The organism is Turicibacter faecis (genome assembly GCF_037076425.1).
GTDB lineage: Bacteria > Bacillota_I > Bacilli_A > MOL361 > Turicibacteraceae > Turicibacter > Turicibacter faecis.
Window position 1 is genome coordinate 1,880,727 of sequence record NZ_AP028127.1, and the last position, 18,472, is coordinate 1,899,198.

15 protein-coding genes and 1 pseudogene are annotated in these 18,472 nt (G+C 38.4%); all 16 read right to left on the reverse strand.

Translation table 11 applies throughout. The features are described from left to right. Positions 1 to 5 precede the first annotated feature (5 nt). Positions 6 to 653: an acetyltransferase gene (locus AACH31_RS09205; RefSeq protein ID WP_338617463.1), complete on the reverse strand. Its 648-nt coding sequence runs from the start codon at positions 651 to 653 to the stop codon at positions 6 to 8. Continuing rightward, positions 640 to 1,242 carry a sugar transferase gene (locus tag AACH31_RS09210; RefSeq protein WP_338617464.1) on the reverse strand — a complete coding sequence of 201 codons (603 nt, stop codon included), beginning with the start codon at positions 1,240 to 1,242 and terminating at the stop codon, positions 640 to 642. The genes AACH31_RS09205 and AACH31_RS09210 overlap by 14 nt, the downstream gene beginning before the upstream one ends. Then, complete coding sequence (locus tag AACH31_RS09215) at positions 1,226 to 3,181, reverse strand: polysaccharide biosynthesis protein (protein WP_338617465.1); 1,956 nt, start codon at positions 3,179 to 3,181, stop codon at positions 1,226 to 1,228. The genes AACH31_RS09210 and AACH31_RS09215 overlap by 17 nt, the downstream gene beginning before the upstream one ends. Positions 3,182 to 3,437: 256 nt before the next feature. After that, positions 3,438 to 4,346, reverse strand: a complete 909-nt coding sequence (locus AACH31_RS09220) for a hypothetical protein (protein ID WP_338617467.1) — start codon at positions 4,344 to 4,346, stop codon at positions 3,438 to 3,440. 183 nt (positions 4,347 to 4,529) lie between these two features. Continuing rightward, positions 4,530 to 5,558 (reverse strand): annotated as a pseudogene (locus AACH31_RS09225) (acyltransferase). Between the two features lie 26 nt (positions 5,559 to 5,584). Beyond that, positions 5,585 to 6,649, reverse strand: coding sequence for an acyltransferase family protein (locus AACH31_RS09230; protein WP_338617469.1), 1,065 nt, complete (start codon positions 6,647 to 6,649; stop codon positions 5,585 to 5,587). A 12-nt stretch (positions 6,650 to 6,661) separates the two neighbouring features. Further along, on the reverse strand, positions 6,662 to 7,732 hold the full coding sequence (locus AACH31_RS09235) for an acyltransferase family protein (RefSeq protein ID WP_338617471.1): 1,071 nt from the start codon (positions 7,730 to 7,732) through the stop codon (positions 6,662 to 6,664). A gap of 9 nt (positions 7,733 to 7,741) precedes the next feature. Next, on the reverse strand, positions 7,742 to 9,439 hold the full coding sequence (locus tag AACH31_RS09240) for a hypothetical protein (RefSeq protein WP_161831095.1): 1,698 nt from the start codon (positions 9,437 to 9,439) through the stop codon (positions 7,742 to 7,744). 28 nt (positions 9,440 to 9,467) lie between these two features. Next, positions 9,468 to 11,015, reverse strand: coding sequence for a lipopolysaccharide biosynthesis protein (locus AACH31_RS09245; protein ID WP_161831094.1), 1,548 nt, complete (start codon positions 11,013 to 11,015; stop codon positions 9,468 to 9,470). Next, positions 11,012 to 12,220, reverse strand: coding sequence for a glycosyltransferase (locus tag AACH31_RS09250; protein ID WP_161831093.1), 1,209 nt, complete (start codon positions 12,218 to 12,220; stop codon positions 11,012 to 11,014). Before AACH31_RS09250 ends, AACH31_RS09245 begins: the two co-directional genes overlap by 4 nt. Positions 12,221 to 12,222: 2 nt before the next feature. Further along, entirely contained in the window at positions 12,223 to 13,329 is a 1,107-nt protein-coding gene (locus AACH31_RS09255; RefSeq protein ID WP_338617473.1) for a polysaccharide pyruvyl transferase family protein, read from the reverse strand. Next, on the reverse strand, positions 13,326 to 14,357 hold the full coding sequence (locus tag AACH31_RS09260; protein WP_338617474.1) for a glycosyltransferase family 2 protein: 1,032 nt from the start codon (positions 14,355 to 14,357) through the stop codon (positions 13,326 to 13,328). The genes AACH31_RS09255 and AACH31_RS09260 overlap by 4 nt, the downstream gene beginning before the upstream one ends. A gap of 12 nt (positions 14,358 to 14,369) precedes the next feature. Beyond that, on the reverse strand, positions 14,370 to 15,560 hold the full coding sequence (locus AACH31_RS09265) for a glycosyltransferase (RefSeq protein WP_161831090.1): 1,191 nt from the start codon (positions 15,558 to 15,560) through the stop codon (positions 14,370 to 14,372). A gap of 11 nt (positions 15,561 to 15,571) precedes the next feature. Continuing rightward, positions 15,572 to 16,624: a glycosyltransferase family 2 protein gene (locus AACH31_RS09270; RefSeq protein WP_338617477.1), complete on the reverse strand. Its 1,053-nt coding sequence runs from the start codon at positions 16,622 to 16,624 to the stop codon at positions 15,572 to 15,574. Positions 16,625 to 16,628: 4 nt separating this feature from the next. Next, the gene (locus AACH31_RS09275; protein WP_161831088.1) at positions 16,629 to 17,384 is read right to left on the reverse strand and encodes a glycosyltransferase family 32 protein; all 756 of its coding nucleotides are present in this window, start codon (positions 17,382 to 17,384) and stop codon (positions 16,629 to 16,631) included. Positions 17,385 to 17,405: 21 nt separating this feature from the next. Continuing rightward, complete coding sequence (locus AACH31_RS09280) at positions 17,406 to 18,467, reverse strand: EpsG family protein (RefSeq protein ID WP_338617479.1); 1,062 nt, start codon at positions 18,465 to 18,467, stop codon at positions 17,406 to 17,408. Between the last annotated feature and the right edge of the window lie 5 nt (positions 18,468 to 18,472).

Sequence of the window (18,472 nt, forward strand, 5' to 3'; positions counted from 1 at the left end):
CCCCTTTATCGTCGTTGTTTAATCACGCGCGCCGGAACCCCGACCGCGGTTACATCCTGAGCTAAGTCATTTACGACGGTTGCCCCCGCTCCAATGATTGAACGAGAACCAATCGTCATCCCTTGAATCACCGTTGCTCCTGCCCCAATATGAGTCAAGTCGCCCACAGTCACGGTCCCGCATAAAGTAGCGTTAGGAGAGAGATGAACATAATCTCCAATTCGATTATCATGTTCCACAATAGCGCCCGTATTAATAATTGCATGACAGCCAATTTGGGTATTCGCATTCATCACCACATTTGGCATCACCACAGTTCCCACACCGATGGAAATATTCGTTCCCATCGTCACCGTTGGATGAATCACCGTATAAAAAGGCAAGTGCGAATACTGACGAGCCAATCGCTCACGTACCTCATTCGAACCAATGGCTAAAACAAATTCCGTCTGTCCATCATGAAATCGATCCGCCGAATCAGTCGTTCCTAAGATGGGATACCCCATCCATTCCGTTTTCCCCGAATCATCGAGTAATCCTTTAATCTCAATCGGTGCCCCGTGTTCGATTTGTGCTTTTAAACTATCGAGAATAACCGCAGCATGGCCACCCGCTCCAAAAAGAATAATCTGCTTCATCTTAATTTGCTCCATTAAACTTCTCCACCGTCACATGTCCCTCTTGACTAATATCCGATTGTTTAAGAACTTTTCCAACCGTTTGCGCTAAAATTTTAAAATCCAGACTTAAACGATAGTTGTCCACATAATAAACATCTAATTCAAATTTTTGGGCCCAAGAGATATTATTTCTTCCATTAATTTGAGCGTATCCCGTAATTCCTGGGCGAACCTCATGACGGCGCATCTGCTCTTTTGAGTAAAGAGGGAGATACTCAACAAGAAGTGGTCGGGGTCCTACTAAACTCATATCCCCTTTTAACACATTAAACAATTCAGGTAATTCATCTAAACTACTTTGTCTTAAAAATTGACCAAACTTCGTTAATCGCTCGTCATCCGGTAAAAGATGACCCTTTGCATCTTTGGCATCTTTCATTGTTCGAAACTTCACCATTTCGAATACTTCGCCATTTAACCCAACACGAGGTTGGCGAAATAAAATCGGCGCTCCTAAGTTTAGGCGCACTAAAATTGCCACGATTAATAAAATCGGTGAAGCAATAATGATCCCTATTAAGGCAATCATAAAGTCGAATATCCTCTTAATTCGTTGTTGCACACTTTATCCCCCTATTCATCACTTCTTCATTCGATTGAGCCAACTGTACATTTATTTTATGATGTTCAGGTTCGCGATAAGTTGGGACAACTTCTTTCAATTTAGCTTTTAACTCCGTGCTTCCCTTTGTTGTTGCTACAATCAACTCATTAATTTGTTTTTTTACTGTGCAAAGTTCAAAGTCTCCTGGCTTACCGATAAAGATTTTTTTATGGTCTGTTTTAGTTAAGCCTTCCTCGTCCATTAAAAGCTCTTCGTATAGCTTTTCACCCGGGCGAAGTCCCGTCACCTGAATTTCAATTTCGGTGTGAGGTTCATATCCCGATAATTTAATTAAATTTTCAGCTAAATCATAAATCTTAACCGGTTTTCCCATATCGAGGACAAAGATTTCTCCTCCTTGGGCAAATCCACCCGCTTGGAGAACGAGTTGGGCAGCCTCAGGAATCGTCATAAAGTAACGGACAATCTCTTTATGCGTTAACGTAACCGGTCCACCTTTTGCAATCTGTTTTTTAAACAGTGGCACAACCGATCCATTTGAACCAAGCACATTTCCGAAACGGACAGCAACAAAATCCGTTTGACTCGTTGGGTTTAACGATTGAATAATCATCTCACATAATCGTTTCGTTGCCCCCATGACGTTCGTTGGATTTACCGCCTTATCGGTCGAAATCAGAACAAATCGTTTCACGCCATATTCACTTGCCAATTCCGCCGTATGAAGCGTTCCAACTACATTATTTTTAATTGCTTCCGCTGGACTATCTTCCATTAACGGCACATGCTTATGCGCAGCGGCATGGAAAACGACATCTGGACGATACGTCTCATAAATTTCTTTCAAACGGTCGCGTTCACGAACAGACGCAATCAACGTCACTAAATTTAAGTGCGGATATTGGCGACGTAATTCATTTTGTAAATCATATGCATTATTTTCGTAAATATCAACGATAATGAGTTGCGTTGGATGGAATTTAGCAATCTGACGACACAACTCCGATCCAATCGATCCTCCACCACCGGTTACCATCACGACCTGTTGTTCTAAATAATCACTAATTCCCTCATAATCCAGTTGAATTGAATCACGAGCTAATAACTCCTCTACTGATACATCACGAATCATCCCGACATTAAACTTTCCATCGATTAATTCAAATAAGCCTGGCATTGTCTTAACCGCTACATTTAACCGTTTCGCTTTTAATGTAATAGCCTTTAAATCCGACTTATTCATCTGTGAAATAGCGATAATTAATTCATCAATATCATACTTCATCAATACTTGTTCTAATTCATCGCCTGTTCCAAATACGGGAATCTTACCAATGCAAGTCCCACTTTTTTCAGGATTATCATCCACAAAACCAATAATTTTCTTTCCAAACTGCGGATTACGACGATACTCATTCGCGACAAGGCTTCCACCCATTCCGGCTCCATAAATTAACGTCCGTTGGATATCCCCCTCCTCAAACACTTGTTGTGTGATAATGTAATATCGAAGGCAACGCCACATAATTCGGGCCCCGTTACACGCAATCATCGCTAAAATTCCCGCTAAGATAGTGACAAGTAAAGGAATGCGAACGGGCAAAAGGAAAGAGGTCATTAAATTAATTCCTGTTCCCATAATAAAAGACAACGTTCCGAGGGTAAAATCCTCAAGTCCCGCCAATTTCCAGATGCTTTGATACTGTTTCATTATCCATTGACAGAGAATTAATGTAATAATCCCTAAAAGACTCATTCCTCTTATAACATTCATAATTTCAAAAATATAACTCACTTCTTGACCGGCCATGTAATATCGAAAAATAATCGCTAAAAAATAACAAATTGAAATCAACACAAAATCCATGACAACCAAAATTACACGTTTTAATCCCCGCTTCTTTATACCGGGAATCTTTGATATATACTCTCCCATATCTTACTCCTCCCAAGGATTCTTTTTATTCTGCACCTTGGCCTCTCCTGATAAAAGATATCTTATCCTCCCTCCAAATATCCATCCATTCAGCCATAAAGATACAAATCACCTCATTTTATAACATCCTATATTATATTATGTTTCGACTTTTTCGACAAGCATTCCCGAAAGACTTTAACCATTTTCATGATGGAAAAGGATAAGAAAAGACCCCTTTTTGTTCACTCACAAAAAAGGGATCTTTTCTTATCCTTTAAAAAGCACCCCGTTCAAAATCCTGATCCTCATAAATCGTTCCCTGAGCCTGGTAATCAAGATCATAAACTGTTAATGTTTGACTCCCAACGTAAAACATTCGCGTGTGATAGTCATTTCCGAACGGATAAACAATATTGGAGATATAACAGCGTTCACCATTAATATAGGCATCTTTAAAAAAGTCATCATCTGGCTCTTCGTCCACGGCCATCCCCTTATCCAAAGAAATTAATAGCTCAGTTACTTCTTCTCTCGAGTAAACTTTCGGCTCTTGTTGCTTTTTACGCTCTTCTTCCTGACGTTTCTCCTCAGCAAGTCGTTCTTCCTCGGCCACTCGTTGGGCCTCCTGTTCATCAAGCGCTTGCTGTGATTTTGCGACTAACTCCTCAGCCTTTGCTTTTTGTTCACTTGTCGCATAAGGATTAGCATTCACATGCTCACTCAATGAACCGATAACATGGGTAATCAACGTAGCCTTACATTCTTCATACTGTTGCTGGTTAAACATCTCTTCAGCCTCAGTTAAAACTTGGGCAACCTTATCTATTTCTGTTAAATGAGTTTCAATCTTTTCCTTTAGGACGTCCATATCCTCCTTAATTGTATAATCAGCATACCCTTTATCTAATTGGTCGATGACCTTTTTGGCTTCCGCAAATTTCTCCTCCGCTATTAACTGCGTCGCCTGAAGGTAAGTATCCACGATGGAATGTAACGTTTTTGCCTCTTCATGTGATGGATTCTCTTCAAGCACCAATTCTAATGAAAGCAAGGCCTTTTCATACGCTTTCTCCTCCATCGCAATTTTTGCTTTTTCCATCGATTTTTTCACCATCCCGTTCTCACATCCAACGATGATTAACAAGGCCATTAATAAAACAGATATAAACTGCTTTTTCTTCATTTTCTCTCCTCCTTAACCGTTATCTGAGGAAATTCCTCATACACAGACACTCCTCATTCAATCCGTCTAACTTATTATACCGTATACCTTCCGACAATAAGTGTCGGTCTTCTCGTTTTAATCCCTATTAAAAAAGGATGACCCCCACTTCATTCGTAGAGGACATCCTGCAATTAATCAAATTTATTGCTGCTTAACATTGACGGTTAATTTTGGGCTAAACGCATGACGAATCATCCATTCAATTCCAGACGATAAAACAAACGATAAATAAAAGACAACAACGGTTAACACAGGTAAATACCACACCGGATTAGGTTCTAAGTGCCAAACCTGTCGAACAATAAAGTCTACAATATCCAAAACTCCGGCATGGAATAAATAAATATAAAATGTGAGTCCCGCTAACCTTCCTAAGTTCAAATTTAGCACTGGCAGGTTAAGAAACGCCACATACATCAACAGTGCACTTGCCATCACCGTCACCGATAAAGAGGAAACAAAATAAAAAGGTTGCACGGCCTGCGTCATGACTCGATGATACGTGAGTGCCGTCATGGCCCCCAAGATTAAAATCGATCCCATTAAACACCAGCGCCACGATAAAAGTTTAGGAAGTTTCCATTCTTTTAAACAATACCCCATGATAAAGTATCCCAGATAGAAAATGAACTTAAATGGCTACAACACCTCTGTTTGATAATTGATCAGACCTATGATTAAAAAGAGAACTCCTATCCACGCAAATAGATGATTTCCAACCTTTTCACGTAAACGGATTAGAAACGGCGTCACCGCATAACAACCAATAATCATATACATATACCACATATGATAATACGGCCACCCCAAAACCCAACTCTTCACCGAAAAAATCCAGTCCACAGGTTCCCCCTTTAATTGTGCAAAACCAAGCGATAAAAGGGTGTACCCTAAACTAAACCAAAAGGTTGGAACAATAATACGCCAAAACGTCTTCTTATAATGCGCCTGAAAATCCTTATTTCTTTCATTAGCTAATAAAAACCCACCCGAAATCATCACAAATAACGGGACGGGCGTCCGTGGAAAGGCATGAAAAAGATTTCCGACAAAAAAATAATACGGTTCCCTCTGATTCGGATCCATTCCATACAACGTCCCCACATGCACCGCAATCACCATCACACACGCAACAATCCTCAACAAATCTAAACGACTATTTCTCACCACTCTATCTCCCTACTTTCCTACCTATTTTAACGAGACCTTTGTCCCTTCTGAAAAAACGTGGGCATCATCACCCACTGATAAATGCCACGGAATCGGCGCACGAAAAAATAACTCAAGACCGACGCCACACTAATTAGAAGGAACGTGATTAACCTTGGATTTTCAATCCCCAGTTGCTGATAAATGACGAGTAATAATCTTAAAAATGTAACATGAATTAAATAAATCCATAAACTACTCTCTCTAAAAATTGCGTCATACTTCATTAAAAGCGGACTAGGTTTCCTTTGATCCCAGCGTCCCACCTCAATAAAGAAAAGCGTCGAAAAAAGAAGCAAGGAAAGAGAAACAGTATAATCCGTCGCCAGCCCTAAAACACGGACTCCCAGTTGTTCAATCACCAACAAGATAAAAGCGACGAGGCACCATCCTCCAACTGGTGTGTCCTTCTTCAGAAGCTCATATTTTCTAATAAGCATCCCAATCGTTAAAAAAGGAATCGCCATGATAAAGCTATTAGCCAGTCCACCAAATAAACGTTCATACAGTGCTAAAACCGAAGCGATAACAGTCCCTTGGATAAGGCCCGCATACGTTTGTGTCAGAAGAAGCAAGAGAATACATCCCACATTAACCCCTATCAATACGCGCCAATCGAACATTCTTAAAATCACGACGATAACGATGATTCCAACAGCAACAGCCGATAAATACCATAGGTGAACATCAATGGCCGTAAACAAAAAGTTTCGCACCACATGAACGAGAGCAATCACAGGCGATTTTCCAACGAAATAAGTAGAGAAATTAATCATTAAATAAATCAATGACCACACTACATACAATTGAATCAACTTGAGGACATAGTCTCTAATTTTCGTCTTATTCATCCCATTAGCTACTTTCGGATAGAAGAAAAACCCGCTTGTTATTAAATAAAAAGGAACAGCTACTCGCCCCACAATATTGACCACGAAGAAGTCCAATCCCCAAGAGAGATTAAAAAAGGGATGGGTATGAATAGCAATCACTAAAAATGCCCCGATAAATTTCATTAAATTAAGTCGGGGATACTGATACGTCGAATTCATCCGAATCCCTCCTTAATTCTTCATCTTTAATTTTTGTTTTAAATAACAATCCGCCCATTGACTCAGCGGTACGTAAATCGCTTGAATCACATAAGAAGCCCCCAAACATAGGAGGACTAACCACATATAAATAAACAATGGATATTTAGGCATAAACACTAATTTTCTAAAATACACCATGTAAAAGAACATGTGCGTCAACCACAAGTTGGTCGAATGTTTCGCAATAAATAAGAAAAATTCATTCATCCCGGTTGGTTTATCGAGTAAATTAAACACACAAATAAAAACAATCCCTGTAAACGGGGCAACAAAAAGTGTTTGCACCATACCGTGCGCCACAATCATGAATCCAATCACCAGTAAACAAATGACGTTCTTAAACGGGAAACGATCCGCCACTTTGGCTAACTGGCTATACACTCGATTTTTAGCAAACACCGCTCCAACCATAAATGGGAAGAGTGACGTTCCTAAATAAGCCAGTTGGCTCACCGCCCAATCTAACACTTCTACATCAAAGAAAAGAAGTCCCTTAAACCGTTGAAGATAGGCTAAAACGTAAAGGATGACCGACGCCCCAATCACGACACCACTTGGAAGTTTTAATGTGAGACGGTTGAGGAATGGGCTTAGGAGGACTAAAAAGATATAGGTTGTTAGGAACCACCAAGCCCCGTTGTAATATTCTGTATCTAACCCTAGGAAGGCGAGGAGCACGACTTTCGGGTCTCCAAGCATGAAATCAACTTTATTAAAAATAAATCCAAGGATGATGACAAAGATGACAAAGATCACCCAATAATTAAGGTATAACTTTGCGAGACGAATGATGTTTCGCTTGTGATACCCCTCGTTATTTTTTTGATAGCCAATCATTAGGCCATAACCTGAACAGAAACAGTAAATAGCTACACAACAGTCCCCAAATAAGGCAAAATAATAAATGAGAGGGACACCTTTGATAAGAATCCAGGGCTGAAATAATCCCTCGTAGGCTTTATTACAAAACAAATGTAACAATAACATAAAGAGAATAGCGATGCCTTTCGTCATCGCTATTTGTTTTTTCGTTAATTCCAATTCATGCACCTACCCTTGCTTCGAATTTTTTGTATTTCGATAAATATAAACCAAAACTCCCATGGTTGTCAGGCAACTCACCCATACTGTTACTTGGGCAAGGCGTGTTCCTGCATAGGCAATCGTAAAGGTTCCTTCTGTTTGACCATTCAATTGAACACGAACCAATCCTTCCTCACTCTTCACGAGAGTAAGTGACGGATCATCAATTTGATATCCTTTATAATAAACCAGTGGTAAATCCAAATAAGCTGATGAAGAGGCCCCGTGATATTTCACCGATAAGGTTAACCCTTTTCTTGAAAATGTCACTTGGAGCTGGTCGTCGTTTGACGTAATGACCTCACCTCTTTCAGAAATTTCGGTTGGATTTGCACCCAGCGGTAAATATTCGCCTAACCCGATGCTATAGGTTGAAAGGTCCACAGGTTGGATTAAACCCGTCACACGTGTATGATACAAATAAGAGGCATACTGACCACCGACGTTTAATAGATAAGGAACCATTAATAACCCGACGATTAGACCATAAAATCTCACTCTCTGTTTCATTGAGGTCATCGTCCTCATAGCATAGATTCCCCCTAATATACTTAAAAAGACGGTAATCGTTAAAAAGAGTCGCCAACTAAATTGGATCATCGCCAATGGCGATAACACGCGAAGGACTAATTTCCATGGGAAGAATGGCGTCACTGCCCAAATACTTAATAAGGCGAATAAAAACAGTTGATCCGTTAACTGATTGATTTGAAAACGACCATTTCGTTTGTTGAATCTTAATAATAACACCATGACAAAGACGATTCCAATCCCCGCTATTCCGTCATGTTTTCCATATGGAAGGGCTAAAAACACTTCAATAAGCGAACGTGTCGATCCCGCCACGTCTGCTGTTACCGTTTCAGTCGTTAAAACAAATTGATCTGACATCATTTGTTCAAGCATCGGAAATAGGAAATAACTAACCATTCCAATCGTTACAACGGTTGCCAATATTAAATATCCAAACCGTGATTTCTCTTTCCAAAATTGCTTTACGCCGAAGCAGACAAAGAGAAACGTAAATCCAACCATTAAGGCGAAGCTAATGTTATGCGTTAAGAAACATCCCGCAAACCCGATACTTAGCCAATACCAACGCTTCGGATTTCTATAAATGACTTCATATAGTCCAACCACAATGAGAGGGATAAAAATAAACGCGCAAACTTCCGCTAATGCTCCACGAATGAAAATATCAATCACTCGATAGCTAGATAACGTGCAGAGCGTGACCGCAACTAAACTCGCATAACGCGAGTTAACTAATGTTTGAACACAAAAATAAACGGTCGCCATCGTTGCGACAGTCACCAAAACAAGAAAAAGTTTATAAGCTAAAACAACATTCATTCCCAAACAAACGAGTAGCGCTGGAATGTACAGGAGTAAATCCCCGTAGAAAAGTCCATTGGCATACCCGTAATTATTTAAATAGCCGAGATAAACTCGAGGAATTTCTCCTAATTTAAAAGACTCCGCCAGACTCGAAATTCTTGACAGTTGAAACGATAAGTCGTGGGCGTGAGGGATATCTGGAATGAGTAACACCCCTAAATTTAAAATTAAAAGTCCCCCTAATAGAAATAAAATCAAATGAGATTTAGAACAACGATTCATCCATTCCATCAAACGTTGCTCTAATCGTAAATACTGCTTTTTCATCTTCTCCTCCTACTCTCTTCATCATCTATCATGAACTATATTTTTTGAAGACAGGTATCTTACTCAAAATCATTCGTTTCACAAGATTATTCCAAATATACTGAAACGCATCTGTTTGATAAAAGATGATCGCATAAATCAAACTTGGGACGATGACCGTAACCATCCCCTTGAAGATAATCGATAGGAATAAAGATGGAAGCGTGATCCATTGGCAAATAACAGATGAAAGATATCCCGCTCCAATCATTAATCCAACCTTCATCAAATAATCTAAATAATAACGAAACACCGGTTGATGAAAATAATGGTGGAATAAAATACGCGGTTGATTCCAAAAAGAAACAAGTAAATAACTCACCGTTGTTCCTAAGAAAACACCTGCAAGCCCTAATTTTTGCACGAACACAATCGATAAAAATAAATTTAAAAGACCTTCAATTAAATACGCATACTTATCCTGAGCAAACAACCCGGCCTTACTTTTAAAAGTCTTTAACGTCTGGTGAACCCCCATTAAATAAAAGTTCAATAAAATAATCATAAACGTCACCTTATCAAGTAAGAACCCTTCTCCAAGCCATAAATCAATAAACGGCTCTAACACATTAAAAAGAGCAATCGTACACACCGAATAAACCCAAAAGGTAATCAGTTGCGTCATATTATAAATCGCATACGTCTTTTCCTTTGACTCCGTTGCAATTAAATTTCCAACACTATTTCCAATCCCATTAATAATCGGATTTAAAATATTACTCAACTGCGAAATAATCATGGCATAATTTGAATAAAACCCAACCGTAATGACATTAATAAACGCCGTGATAACTAAATTATCCGTCCCATTAATCGCATAATATCCAATGTTTTGAATAAACATCGCCTTCACATTCGTGATAATATTCGCTTTTACCTCAGGCTCAATTTCGCATTTTTCCTTCATCAAAAGATAAGGATACATCTTTTTCACAAGATAAACACTATAACTATTTTGAATAATATATAAAGCCAACTCAATCGCTAAGAATAAGACATAGTTCTTCGTCGCAAGCAAAATAATAATTTTAACAACCATGCTTAATACTTGAAAGTATAAATTATACTTCGCTAAAATATATCCCTTTTGATCAGCATTAATCAAAGCTGTTTTATCTGCAATTAAATAAGAAGCCAAACATTTAGCAACAAAAATCCAATACACGAGCCCTAAATACGGAATCTCCGTTTCAGACTTAATCAAAACATCTAAGAATGGAAACAATGCTAAACAAATAAGAAAGATGATAGCTGCCAAAAACAAATAAGCTTTTTTATACAGACGGATTAGCGCCGTCACTAATTTCTGATTATTTTCAGCCAACGGTTTATATAAATTGTAGACAATACTAATCCCAATACCGCCCTCTAATAAAACCATCGCTGTTAACACATTCGTTAAAACCCCATTCACTCCGAGATATTCTGTTCCAAGGCTATCAATAAAGATTCGCCTTGAAACAAATCCCAACAGGGTAATAATAATTTGGGTCGTAATCCCAATTGTTATATTTTTAATGGAGTGACTTGTTCTCATGATCGACCCGTTCCCTTCTCAATTAATTGATAAAAATACGCAATTTCTTCAACGTTACCTTTTTTCTCCTGGTTCAGGTAATCAACAATCGCGTGATAAAGGTCAGGTTCTTTCAATAAACGTTCAATGCCATCTGCAACGCCTACTCCATCCATCGTCGTTACCAATCCGTTCTTCTCATGCACCATTTGATTAAATACGGCATCAAACTTTGTCGTCACGACTGGCTTGTTTAACATCCTAGCTTCGGCAATGGCTAACCCGTATCCTTCAAATTTTGAAGTTTGAACATAAATATCACATTGTTTAATCATTGGATAAGGATTAGCAGTAATTCCAAGCAAAATAAATTCTTTTTCTAGCCCGTACTTTTGAATCGTTTGCTTGATTTCATCATACAGTCCCCCTTTTCCGAGGACATACCAAGTAAACAAAATCCCTCTTTCCTTAAGTAGGCGAGCAGCTTCTAAAGCAATATCATATCCTTTTTGATGATCCAAACGCCCGATCGTTAACAACTTTAAGTGTGGCACATCTAACTTAAATTCTGGTTCTAATTCAGACATCCGCTTAATCATCTGATAATCATTGATGTCATAAATAATTGTCATTCGATCTTTAAACATTGGAAAGCTTTCTAAGAAAATTTCTTCTGCTGATTCCGAGACAGCTACAATTCGCTCATACGCTTGATAGTATTTTTCTTGGAATAACCGGTCTTCTTCCCCTAGCGTATAAGAAACATTGACCCAAGCATATTTTTTCGCCGCTCGCGTCTTATCTGCCACATAAAAAGTTGGAATTCCTTGAGCGTAACTAATTGCGACATCATACACCTTCTCATTTTTCTCGATAACTGAACCGATGCTTTGCCAATATAAACGAGCCATTTGGGCATTGGTTAAGTGTCCTTTACGAATGAATAACGAGTATCTTAATCGGGCAACAATCATTTTAAATTGGGTAAGATTTCTACAGTTTAGAATCATCTGCTTCAGGCTTTGCTTAGAATAATTCGTATACGAAAGGGGCGGTAAAAAATTCACTTCCTTAGGAACTAATTCATCTAATGTCCATCCATAGGCGAACAACTGTAAATCTACTTCATACTGCTCATAATCAAGTTGAGACAATAACGTAATTAAGCTTTTTTCAGCTCCTGCACACGGCAAGGAATCAATCACAAATAATAATTTTTTCTTCATCGTTAATCGTTCCCCTGCCCTATAAATTTTGATAATGCCTCAAATTGACGGTTTGCATCGAATTTGGTTTGTTCGATATTTGCTTTATTATTAAAGGCACTCCTTAACGTCTGTTCATCATGCATTTGCTCTAGACCGTCCATCTCAATTAATAGGTGATCAAGTTTTAAGTCTTTAAGCATCTGAGTTGTTTTAGAGCTATAAATTACAGGCATAATCCCGACGTTTAATAATAAAGAAATAATATTGGCGTGGAAGCGAGCCGCTACACACATTTGGAAGGTTGACATGAGTAAAATAAGTGCCTCAATGTCTCCCGTATACTCATAGGTCTTGACGTGGGATTTAACTGAATTAGGAAGTCGTTCTAATAGTTTATGAAGAACTCCCGTATCTCCTTCATTGGCGCAAAAAGAGAGTAACCAGCATTCATATCCCTCTGTTGTGAGTTGTTCTATCGTTTGCATCGTCGATTGTAAGTAGGCCTCTTCGCGGTCGGCTAATCCTTCTTTATGGTGAACGTCGATGACTGAAAAGCCAACGCGTTTAAGCGGCGTTTTTACAGTATAGTTTTCAAGATCTAAACTAAAAATCACGTCAGGGGCTAGGCGAACGTTAGGCATGCCTTGGAAAATTTGATACGAGGCTTGATCGCGAAAACACACATCTGTGCATAACTCATAAAAGCGACGATAATCCTCTACAAACTTTTGCGTTTTAACTGGACCGAAGTTGGCCCCTATAATATAGACAGGTTTATTTAGTGCTTTAAACGCTTGAACCATTTTTAAACGGTCTGCGTACAAGGCTTCGTGAAAGGATTCTTCACGAAAGATAGATCCACCGATAAAGACTAACGCATCTTGCTCCTTAGCAATCGATTGATAGTCCGTCAACGTATCTTTAATTTTTAATCGCTGCATGACCTTGTGAACAGAGGTATACGTGCGACGTTTAACATTTGGGTATCTTTTTAAAAACTCCTCGTAATTTTCCCCGACATAGTTAACAGTAAACTGTGAATGGGGAAATCTTTTAGCTAATATATCGAGGAACAAATCATCCCCAAAATTAAATGAGAGATAAACATCTACAAATATCTTCTTCATACCCTACTCCTTTTCTTAATCCATAATTTGATACGACGCAATTGTAAAGTCACATAAAAACTAACTACAGCACGTCTTAATTGTCTATGTTTTAAATAATACCCGCCTCGATCTAAAAACCCCCTCATCGGTTCATAATTCGTAAAATATTGTCGTACATTCGCATCCATTAATAAAGCGTCTAATTGCGCACAACACTTTTTTAACCCCACTTTATTGACATTCGCCGACTCATTTGAAGCAATGGAAAGCGTCAACGAAATCATTCGGTTCGATAAAATAACGTCTATTTTTTCCTGAGTCCATCCTAACCTTCCTAACAAGTCGCGCATTTTTTCAATGACCACGTGGTTGTTTTCAAGATACGGAAGCGTCACCTTTGATGTAATACTCCCTTCATTTAATCGGTTGTATTCATAAAGACATTCCTCAATCGCGCCAAAGTGAGAGGCATATTGGGCATAATCCAAATTAAATAGTAAATCTTCACACATATAAACTTGCGGATTTAACTGCAACTGGTGCTCCATGATAATCGAACGTCGGTAAACTTTTCCCCAAAGCGTTCCCCCTACTCCTCTTAAAACACCTTCAACAAATTCATCGGTTGTGAGTGAATGGCTTGAGCGATAAAAATCATTTAAAGCGACGCGTCCATATGGACTGATTTCAATATAACCGCACGTCACTACATCATTTTTGATGGCGAGTTCCATCAATTTTTCAAGGTACTCGCTCGGAATATAATCATCCGCATCAATAAAGCAGACAAACTCACCCGTAGCTTTTGTTAATCCATAATTTCTCGCTGAAGAGGGTCCACTATTGACCTGATTATAATATTGAACGCGGGAATCACGAGCGCAAAACTCTTTTAAAATAGACTCACTTCCGTCGGTTGACCCATCATTAATTAAAATAAGTTCGAAGTCTGAATACGTTTGATTCAACACACCTTCAATACATTTTGCTAAATATTCTTTCGCATTATAGACTGGAATAATGATGCTCACTTGTACTTGATTCATTTCATCCTCCACCTATCTAAATAAAGCATATAATTTTTCTAATTCGTCCGCATTACCGTAATTCGTTTGCTCGCAACCTTTAACTAACGTTTCTCGCAATGGGACATCTAAATATAACTTTTCTATCCCTTGAGCAATTCCCTCAATTGATTTTTCAGTAATCCATCCATCAAATCCATCTTTCAACTGACTTTTTGCTGTTTCATAATTAGTGATTAAAACGGGTTTATGTAAAATTTGTGCCTCCGTTACAGTCACGGCTTTCCCCTCATATCGAGACGGTTGCACGTATAAATCACACGCCTTAATATACGGATAAGGATTCATTTGTTTGCCGAGTAAAATAAAGCTATCCTCTAATCCATTTTCTGCAATTAATTCCCTTAGCATCGGCTCGTCACCACCATATCCAACCACATACCACTTAATATTCGTATACCCTTTATCGTGAAGAATTCGAAGCGCCTTAATCGCATGATCGTATCCTTTTGGGTAACATAATCTTCCCACTGAAAGAAGGTTGAAGTTATTCTGGTAGAAGGGAAGAGACGCTTCCTCTAACGACATCGCTTGAATAAACGAAGGAGAAATAATATTTTCAATCATGATAATCTTATTTGATAACGTGGGGTATTGCTTTAAAAAAGATTTCGTCACGTGATTTGAAATGGAAATGATGTAATCATATTGCGACCAAACTTTTGTATCCATCTCTACGTCTGTTTCCATCGTCGAATAATCCGTATGAATCCACGCAATTTTTGTTTTAGCCTTTACCTTAGTTGCGACGAAATAGTGCGGCCACAAATAACTAATCGCCACATCATATTCCTTTTCAACCGGTTTAAGAAACGGAAGACACTTTTCCCAAATCAATTGCATTTGGTAAATACCTGATTCTTTAAATTGATGTTTACGACCATATCGTTTCGCGGCAAAATTAGCATAGAGTCGCGCAACAGCTAATGAAAAATATCGATTTAAAAGGACCTCTTTAATTCCCTGTCTAAACGTCTTATACTGCGGATTTTCTGGTAATAAATGCGGCTCCGATGGTAACAGTGTCATGAAATCCCCGGTATGGCTATAGATGAGTAAATCGACTTCATGATCTGTATAATTAAAATGGCTCAATAATCCGATAAGACTTCGCTCAACGCCTCCTATTTCCATATCAAATGATGTAATCAGTACTTTTTTCATTCGCTTTCCTCCTATAATACTTTCGCGAGAAGCGCTAATTTTCGCTGACGTTTCCTAAAAGACTCATATTGCGATAGCCCTAACTGTGCGAGTGTTTCAACATGTTGATGCTTAATCGCAGTTAAGTAGTCTGCTGAAAAATACTTATTCGCATCTGCATTCATCGTTGCCTCCACAATAGCAGGATGCTCACAGTAACGTTTAATCATCTCTGCCTTCTCCTGATCGGTCATTGGACTCGCCCAAAGGTTCTGTAACGATAATTTAAACGAATTAAGAAGCATGATACTAATCCCACCTAGATGCTTACTCAAACTATCCTGATAGTAGTGTTCAATCACTTCTTTTTGAATACAGTACCCCTCCGTTATATCGTGAAAATGATGGGGCATATATCGCGACGTATTTCCGCCTGCTCGGTAATAATAGAGGGGATCATCGATGATTTTAATTGAGTTTGCTTTTAAGAAGACTTCTAAATTCAAGTATAGATCGTCCCCTAAAAACTTAAGGCGTTGAACATATTGACCACTTTCCTTGAGAAGTTCACTTTTAAAGAGTTTCGCATATAGCGTAGCCGGAAACGGGTGTCCGTGAAAGAAGGCTTCGACAATTTGAGTACGGATCGCGTCACCCTTCACGGTTGTATTTTCTTTAAAATAGTGACTCTCATTTTTTCGTTTTAATAGCGCGCGATCACTAAGAACGCGATAGCAATTACAAACAACGATATCTGGATCGTCCGCTACCTGTCCCATTAATCGTTCTACCATACATGGATGCACCCAATCATCGGCATCGACAAACATGATATATTTCCCCGTCGCTTCATCTATTCCACGTTGGCGAGTAGCAATTGATCCTTCATTTTTTTTATTAATTAAAAGAATGCGAGAATCCTTCTGTAAGAATTGCTCGCAAATTTTTTGACTTCTATCCGTTGATCCATCATTGACAAGAATAATTTCTAACTCACGATAGGTTTGATGGATTAATGACTTTAAACACTTTTTTAATTTATCTTGGGCATTATAAATTGGAACGACGATACTAACTTTATCCATTGAATTATTTTCCCCCTAACTTCTGATCTTTAAGTTGTCTAAGCCTCGCTAGACGTTGCCCGCCAATGACTTTCACAACCCCTTTCTTAATTCCCGATTTAACACGGGTCGAAAGTGGAAGCCAGCTTTTGTGGAAGTGATGGATGGCATACGTCTTTGGCGTTGCCTTCGAATAGCAATTAATATAATCGTATGGAGAAAAATACTCTTGAGGATATAGCGTCATCACTCCCTCAATTTTTTGATACGCCCCATTTAATTGAATCCCTTTATTTTGAAGGATCTCTGTCACAACTGTGACATTCGTAAATTTCTTTACTTCGCCTTCCTTATTAATTAACTCGACTGTATCATAAAAGGCTAAAAACTCCTGGATTAATGAATTAAATGGCTTGGCTCCAATTAAACTCGTTGCAATAAAGTTTTTCTCCTCAAATCCCCAAAAAGAGTCCTCATTTAGAAATGGATTTAAACTTTGATAAATCTCCGTATCCGTATCTAAATAAATTCCGCCCTGATGATAAAGCGCATAAACCCGTACATAGTCACTAACAAAGGCATAATTCCCTATCTCATAAGCGGCTTTTGTAAAAGGATGCGCCTCTATATCAAAGTTTTCTTCATTCCATTCGATAATTTCATAATCTGTTAGATGGGTTTTCCAACTATTAATACACTTTTGAACAATCGCCGGTTTTTCTGCTCCACCAAACCAACAATAATGAATCACCTTAGGAATCGATGCCACACTCTCTTTCATCTCATAATCACCTCTTTATTCTTAAAATAAGTTTAAATAATTGGATTCGTAAACTAATCCTGTCTGCTCAACTAACATAAAAATTAAGTAGCAGACTAATAATAAATAATAAAGTACTCTTCGCTCTTTTTCTCTTGGTAAGACCGACACGATGAGGGGAAGAAGCACAAAATTATACGGTTGAAAATAATAAGAAAAACGGGCAAAGATCCAATTCTTTAATGATACCGTCATGACTAACGCATTAAATAAAGACATATTGACAAAAATATCACTCTCGCTCCATTTCTCCTTAATTTCGCGACGAAGCATAAACGCAAGTCCGACGGGTACATAGTTAATCACGGTACGAATTAAGCTCGATCCCCCCCAGTTATTTTCCATAAAATACTCTTCGTAATATCCATACTGTGTATTTTGAAGGACATCAAATACAAAAGGTAGCATCATATCAAAGGCGATAACAAAGCCAAACACCGCTAATGAGATGAGCATTAACCGTTTTGACCACGGTTTTAATCGCGCTAAAAAATAAACAGGAATCATGACTAACGCTGATTGATGGAATGTTGAAACCACTAAAACCACAATTAAATATAAGAGGAATTTCCCCTTTGTAATAAGATGCGTAAAGGAAAATAAAATCGCAGCTGATAGGGCCTGGCGGATTCCATTCATTGTCGTTAGAAAGTATCCACTTGTAACATAAAGATACACTTGAAGCTCATAATAACTATACTTTCGATAGCGTGCCAAAGTCACTAGATTACAGACCGCAATAATAATTGCTGTAAATAAAATCAAGAGTTGCGGATCTGGGGACAGGTAAGTTAAAAATAAACTCATCGTATTAAAGCCAACATCCTGACTAAATTCCATGGACTGATTATTAGCTAAAACGGTGTAACTTTGCATGTAAGTTTCAGTATCTCCAATATTACTTCTAAAACCTGAGATTAAACAAAAAGCCACAATAACGATTCCGATCGTTGTTAAAGCCAAGCCCTTATTTTTATTTTCGACTTGACGGGCCATAAAAAGAAGAAGATATGAAATCAATACTAATATTAAACAAACGACCATTTCCT

What these genes read in the sequence shown, in the direction of transcription:
- AACH31_RS09205 (WP_338617463.1), bottom strand. Translation starts at nt 653, where the DNA reads ATGGAGCAAATTAAGATGAAGCAGATTATTCTTTTTGGAGCGGGTGGC.
- AACH31_RS09215 (WP_338617465.1), bottom strand. Translation starts at nt 3,181, where the DNA reads ATGGGAGAGTATATATCAAAGATTCCCGGTATAAAGAAGCGGGGATTA.
- AACH31_RS09220 (WP_338617467.1), bottom strand. Translation starts at nt 4,346, where the DNA reads ATGAAGAAAAAGCAGTTTATATCTGTTTTATTAATGGCCTTGTTAATC.
- AACH31_RS09230 (WP_338617469.1), bottom strand. Translation starts at nt 6,649, where the DNA reads ATGAATTCGACGTATCAGTATCCCCGACTTAATTTAATGAAATTTATC.
- AACH31_RS09240 (WP_161831095.1), bottom strand. Translation starts at nt 9,439, where the DNA reads ATGAAAAAGCAGTATTTACGATTAGAGCAACGTTTGATGGAATGGATG.
- AACH31_RS09245 (WP_161831094.1), bottom strand. Translation starts at nt 11,015, where the DNA reads ATGAGAACAAGTCACTCCATTAAAAATATAACAATTGGGATTACGACC.
- AACH31_RS09250 (WP_161831093.1), bottom strand. Translation starts at nt 12,220, where the DNA reads ATGAAGAAAAAATTATTATTTGTGATTGATTCCTTGCCGTGTGCAGGA.
- AACH31_RS09255 (WP_338617473.1), bottom strand. Translation starts at nt 13,329, where the DNA reads ATGAAGAAGATATTTGTAGATGTTTATCTCTCATTTAATTTTGGGGAT.
- AACH31_RS09260 (WP_338617474.1), bottom strand. Translation starts at nt 14,357, where the DNA reads ATGAATCAAGTACAAGTGAGCATCATTATTCCAGTCTATAATGCGAAA.
- AACH31_RS09265 (WP_161831090.1), bottom strand. Translation starts at nt 15,560, where the DNA reads ATGAAAAAAGTACTGATTACATCATTTGATATGGAAATAGGAGGCGTT.
- AACH31_RS09270 (WP_338617477.1), bottom strand. Translation starts at nt 16,624, where the DNA reads ATGGATAAAGTTAGTATCGTCGTTCCAATTTATAATGCCCAAGATAAA.
- AACH31_RS09275 (WP_161831088.1), bottom strand. Translation starts at nt 17,384, where the DNA reads ATGAAAGAGAGTGTGGCATCGATTCCTAAGGTGATTCATTATTGTTGG.
- AACH31_RS09280 (WP_338617479.1), bottom strand. Translation starts at nt 18,467, where the DNA reads ATGGTCGTTTGTTTAATATTAGTATTGATTTCATATCTTCTTCTTTTT.